Here is a 5,427-nt window from a genome sequence, read left to right as displayed (position 1 = left end):
AGCAAGCAATACAAGGAAACATGAGAAGCAAGGAGCGGAATTTAGTAAGCTAAATGAGCACCGCAGCGAACTTGTTAACGAAGTAATGCGCAGCTTATAGCAATTTTTAGTTGAGAATTGAGAGTTATAGATGCTTTTGCTTTGCAAAAGCTAGAAATATAGTTTTAAAAATTCCCTAGGAATTTTGTCCATAACTGTACTCTGTACTCTGTCAACTGTACTCTGAAAAAATCTGGTGATTATGGCTCAAAGGTAACACCCGTTCCCATACCGAACACGATGGTTAAGCTTTGAAGCGCTGATGGTACTGCAAGGGAAGCTTTGTGGGAGAGTAAGTTGTCGCCAGGTCAATTGTTCCGTGGTAGCTCAACGGTGGAGCATTCGGCTGTTAACCGAAGGGCTGGAGGTTCGAATCCTCTCCACGGAGCCATTTTTTATTTTTTGAATAATTATATAGAAATTAATAAATTATAGAGAATAAAGAATAAATATGGATAATTCTTTTCATTGACATTACGAAAAGTTTTTAATTGTTAAATTTATTAACTTAAAGATTTTCTGTAGGCAACGGAAGAAAATCTTCATTATTTATTATTTATTCTTTTTTATTTATTCTTTTAAAAGCCGTGGAATTTTTTTAAGTGATTACATATAAATAAGTGAAAAGAAAATTATTGCAAGGAGTAGAATTATGAAAAGAATAGGTACAGTTACTTCGGCTATAGGTTTTATATTTATTGGGATATGGATGATATTAAGAAATGTTGATAAAGCTTTAGCAAAGCAATTTTTTAATTGGTGGCCAATAACTATAGTGCTTTTTGGAATAGAAATTATATTTTTCTATGGAAGAAAAAGAGGAAATGAAGAAATAGGATTTAACTTTTTAATTGTTCCTGTATTTATTGCCTTTTTAATAATAAATGTATTTGTGAGACTAGGAAATGATATTAACTTTTTAAATAATGGTATTAAAATAGATTTAAAGGATTTTAATATAGATTCTAATGATACTAAGAAAATAAGATGTGAAAAAAGTTTAAATGCTATTGGAAATAGCCTTAATTTTAATACTAGAAATGGAGATATAAATGTAAAAAAGTCTGCAGATGGGGAAATAAAATTTGATTTAATAGTTTATGTTGATAAAAATAAAAATATAAATAATTATGATTTGAAGGAAAATAACCTAAATGAAGGTCTTAAGGTAGGTATAAATGAAAGCTATGTGAGAGGTGTTAAGGGAGATATCTATGTACCTGATGGATATAAAGTTATAATGAATATTAATAATATTAAATTAGAAGGCGAAAGTAACTTATCAGCTGTGGAATGGGATATAAAAGGAGATAATGGTACTTTAACAATACCTGGTGGAAACTCTTTAATTTTAAATATGGATAATGTAAAATTTGATGGAAAGAATATTAAAACTGCTAAAGTAAGGGTAGACAATGGAAGTGTGGATTTTAAAGGAGATCTTCAACAGTGTAATATACAAGTTGATAATGGCAAAGTAGACATAGAGAATAAGGTATGTAAAGATATTAATGTAGATGTAAATATGGGTGTGGTAGAAATGAAAACCTCAGATAGTAATATGAATGTGAATTTAGATGTGTCCCAAGGCAAGTGCAGTTTAAATGATGATACTAGAGTAAATTCTGGTTTGATAAAACCTTTAGGACAAGGCACTGGAAAATTAAATATGAAGGTTAAGTCTGGAACTATAAAGGTTAGTAATCAGGGGTGGTAAGTTTGAGTGATGAGTATATTATAAAAGGAATTACACAGGGGGATGAAGAGAGTTTTATCAGTTTAAATGAAAATATAATTAAGTTTTTAGGAGGTTGGTTTAATGAATAATAGAAGAAGTGGTTTTTTAACCTTTTTAGCTGCATTAATACCTGGAGTGGGATATATGTATTTAGGGCTTATGAGAAAGGGTTTAGAAGCATTATTAATTTACATGTTGTTAGAGCCTGTATTTAGATTGCTAGGATTAGGTTTTATAGGTAGTATATTGAGAACAATTTTATGGTTTTACACCTTTATTGATACCTTTAATATTGCTAGAAGAATGGATATGGGAGAAACTATATTTGACTCTGATCTTTTTATAAGCAAAATTTTAGATAGGGAAAAAGCTAATTATAATGGTAATTTTGCAGGGAAAAATTATTCTGGAAATGTAGATAAAAAAATTTGGATAACAATTGCCTGGGCATTAATTATAATTGGTTCTTTATCTATAATAAATAAATTATTTGTGGGTAATGAAATATATTATATTGTTAAGTCTGCCATAAATAAGTATTTCTTCCCTATAGTATTTATATGTTCAGGTGTTTATCTTTTGGTTAAAAAGAAATAAAGCATAATATATTGGGTTAATGACAAATATAAATTATCATTAATCCTTTATTTTTTTATTATGTCATATTAAAAAATTTTAATCACCAAATTGGTTCAATATTCTGATATAATGTATTATATAATAAACAACAATTATTAGGTGGGATTATATGAGTATGGATTTAGAAAAAATAAAAATAACTGAGTTGCGGCCAATGAGTGAGATAATCTACGAAAAGTTAAGGCAAGCAATTCTTGAGGAAAAGTTTAAAGCTGGAGAAAGACTTATAGAAACTACTATAGCAGATTTACTTGGAGTAAGCAGAACCCCTATAAGAGAGGCCTTCAAGCAGCTAGAAGCGGATGGCCTAATTAAAAGTATACCTAGAAAAGGGGTAATTGTCCAAGGAGTTTCCTTAGAAGATGCCTTAGAAATATATGAAATTAGAGAAGCTTTAGAAGGTATGGCATCTAGACTTGCTTGCAAACGTATTTCTAAAGAAGAGCTGCAGGAAATTAGAAGTATTATTACATCTATGGAGACAAGCATAGAGGATGAGAATGATAAAGAATATAAAAAACTTCATATAATTTTTAATAATAAAATATTAGAAGCTAGTAGAAATAAGAAACTTATAGATGAAATGAATAAATATTATGAATATCTAATAAACTTAAGGAATACTACTTTGAAAAATAATGAAAGAAGAAAAGAAGTGTTACAAGAACATATAGCCATAATAAATGCTATAGAAAGTGGAGATGAAGATTTGGCTGAAAATCTTACAAGAAAACATATAAGAAGGGCTAAAGAAATATTTTATATAAATAAATCAAAGGATATTTAAAATAAGGTATCATATTTGCAGTATGATACCTTATTTTAACTTATAATTCATAGCAAAAAATCCTACTGCTTTTTTATAAAACTGCCATTGCTTAATAATACTATATCCCCATCAATGTCAGTCCTATACACCTGCATATCTTTGCTTTTTATTTTGCCTATAGTTTTTTTACTGGGATGGCGGAAAGGATTATTTTTACCACAGCTTATTATAGCTATTTTAGGAGAAGCTTTTTCTAAAAATGAGTCTGTAGTAGATGTACTGCTACCGTGGTGTCCAAGCTTTAAAACATCGCATTTTAGGTTAGTATTATTGCTTAACATCTCATTTTCACTTATAGCTTCAGCATCCCCTGTAAAAATAAAACTACATTTACCATAGGTTAGTTTTAGTACCACTGAATAATTATTTGTATTTTCGTAAGTTGTACTATTTGGAGCTATTATTTCGCAAATTACATTGTCATAAAGTTGTATTTTTTTACCTGATGAAGCTACCTGTATTTTTAGCCCCTTTTTCATCAGTTCATCTATCATGTTATTAAAATAATTGGTGCTTGAGGTAATTTTAGGAGCATAAAAGTTTTCCACATTAAAATTGCTTATTATACTGGACATAGAACCTATATGATCTTCATGGGGATGAGTTGCAATTACATGATGTAGTTTTTTTATTCCTTGCTTTTTTAAATATTTTACTATATATTCTTCTTTCACTGCAGAGCCAGAATCAATAAGCATATTTTTACCATTAATTGATATTAAAATACTATCTCCTTGACCTACGTCTATATAATGAATTTTTAATAGATTATCTGCTTTTATTTCATTATTAAGACTAACAGAGCTGCAGCCTTTTAGAGAAAAAGATATAGTAATAATTAAAAAAATTATAAGTAATTTTTTATTATTCATTATGTACTCCTAAAAATTTTTCTGTGCTTATTTCTATTCTAACCTTTAAGATTTTTTTAAATCAAATCCTTATAAACTCATGCATTAATTATATTCTATATGCTATAATAAAAATATGTGTAAATTTCTAAGGAGAGCGGGAGAGAGTGTATTATGAAGAATTTTTTATTACGTTTTGAATATGCATTTTACATGATAGGAAGTTTATTGAGAAAAGGAAAGATTGAATCAATAAGAAGGAAAAAGGGAGATAAGGCAGCAGAAGAGTACATAAATGAAAACTTATTGAACTGGGCAAAGTTCTTTGTAGATAAGGCTGGAATAAAGATAAATATAAAAGGAATTGAGAATCTGCCAGAAGAAAGCTGTCTTTATGTAGCAAATCACCAAAGCTTATTTGATATACCAGTGCTGTTAACAGCTATTAAAAAGCCCATGGGTTTTGTAGCTAAGAAGGAACTTGAAAAATTTAAAATAATCAGTGGCTGGATGAAGCAAATTCACTGTGTATTTATGGATAGAAGCAATATAAGAGAGTCTGTAAAATCCATAAATGAAGGAGTGGAAAATTTAAAAAATGGGTATTCCATGGTTATATTTCCTGAGGGTACTAGAAGTAAAGATGGAAAGCTTGGAGAATTTAAAAAGGGCAGCATGAAATTAGGTATAAAAGGAGAAGTTCCAATAGTTCCTGTAACTATTGATGGAACTTATAAGATTAGAGAGGGAAATGAAAAAAAGCAAGTTAAACCTGGAAAAGTAAATGTAGTTATACATAAGCCTATAAATACAAAGGAATTAACTAAAGAAGAACAAATTAATTTAGCGGAGACAATAAAGGAAACAATAGGAAAAGATTTAACCGATTAATATAAGTTGATTTTCTTCCGTTTTGCTTTAGAAAATCTTTATTTTTAAATTTTTCACTGGCACAACGGAGGAAAATTGTTATTTACTAAAAACTAAGATCTATTACTTATAATTAAATCACTTAAGATTTCTATTTTCTTTTGAAAATTATTATTTTCATTTTGTAGTTCTGATAGCTCTTTATTTATACTATTATCTATTTTTCTCAACTCATTTAATTTAGAAAATAACTCATCTTTGGTATTCAATTTTTCTTTTAAAATAGGATCATAGGTATTTCTTATGATTTTCTGCTTTTTTTTAAAAAATAAAATTTTATTATGTATTTTATTTATAAAATACTTAGTTTTATTGATTAATTCGCTAATAATTAAAGATAAAGTATCTAATATTTTTTTTATATAATGCAAAACTTACACCTCATTTCAATAATATATATA

General features: G+C 28.1%; 6 protein-coding genes, 1 tRNA gene and 1 rRNA gene. 6 read left to right on the top strand and 2 right to left on the bottom strand.

Going from position 1 to position 5,427, the window contains the following annotated elements:
* The first annotated feature begins 231 nt into the window (after positions 1-231).
* The 5 genes from rrf (at position 232) to CLLI_RS10140 (ending at position 3,203) form a co-directional block, all read left to right on the top strand.
* A 5S ribosomal RNA gene (rrf, locus tag CLLI_RS10160) occupies positions 232-348 on the top strand.
* Positions 349-355: 7 nt separating this feature from the next.
* Positions 356-430 (top strand) — tRNA-Asn (locus CLLI_RS10155).
* A 261-nt stretch (positions 431-691) separates the two neighbouring features.
* Positions 692-1,756 carry a hypothetical protein gene (locus CLLI_RS10150; RefSeq protein ID WP_106064106.1) on the top strand — a complete coding sequence of 355 codons (1,065 nt, stop codon included), beginning with the start codon at positions 692-694 and terminating at the stop codon, positions 1,754-1,756.
* Between the two features lie 102 nt (positions 1,757-1,858).
* Positions 1,859-2,374 carry a hypothetical protein gene (locus tag CLLI_RS10145; RefSeq protein ID WP_106064105.1) on the top strand — a complete coding sequence of 172 codons (516 nt, stop codon included), beginning with the start codon at positions 1,859-1,861 and terminating at the stop codon, positions 2,372-2,374.
* Positions 2,375-2,525: 151 nt separating this feature from the next.
* Positions 2,526-3,203 carry a GntR family transcriptional regulator gene (locus tag CLLI_RS10140; protein ID WP_106064104.1) on the top strand — a complete coding sequence of 226 codons (678 nt, stop codon included), beginning with the start codon at positions 2,526-2,528 and terminating at the stop codon, positions 3,201-3,203.
* Positions 3,204-3,265: 62 nt separating this feature from the next.
* Here CLLI_RS10140 and CLLI_RS10135 read toward each other — a convergent pair whose 3' ends face one another.
* Entirely contained in the window at positions 3,266-4,117 is an 852-nt protein-coding gene (locus tag CLLI_RS10135; protein ID WP_106064103.1) for a ComEC/Rec2 family competence protein, read from the bottom strand.
* Positions 4,118-4,270: 153 nt separating this feature from the next.
* Here CLLI_RS10135 and CLLI_RS10130 point away from each other — a divergent pair, with 153 nt between their 5' ends.
* Positions 4,271-4,987 carry a lysophospholipid acyltransferase family protein gene (locus CLLI_RS10130; protein ID WP_106064102.1) on the top strand — a complete coding sequence of 239 codons (717 nt, stop codon included), beginning with the start codon at positions 4,271-4,273 and terminating at the stop codon, positions 4,985-4,987.
* Between the two features lie 92 nt (positions 4,988-5,079).
* On the opposite strand, the gene CLLI_RS10125 is transcribed toward CLLI_RS10130, so the two are convergent.
* The gene (locus CLLI_RS10125; RefSeq protein ID WP_106064101.1) at positions 5,080-5,397 is read right to left on the bottom strand and encodes a hypothetical protein; all 318 of its coding nucleotides are present in this window, start codon (positions 5,395-5,397) and stop codon (positions 5,080-5,082) included.
* Positions 5,398-5,427: the final 30 nt, after the last annotated feature.

It is taken from the genome of Clostridium liquoris, from assembly GCF_002995785.1.
In the GTDB taxonomy this organism is placed as follows: Bacteria; Bacillota; Clostridia; order Clostridiales; family Clostridiaceae; genus Clostridium_AO; species Clostridium_AO liquoris.
Note: the sequence above shows the minus strand (reverse complement) of the source record. Positions and strands in the feature narration are given on the sequence as shown.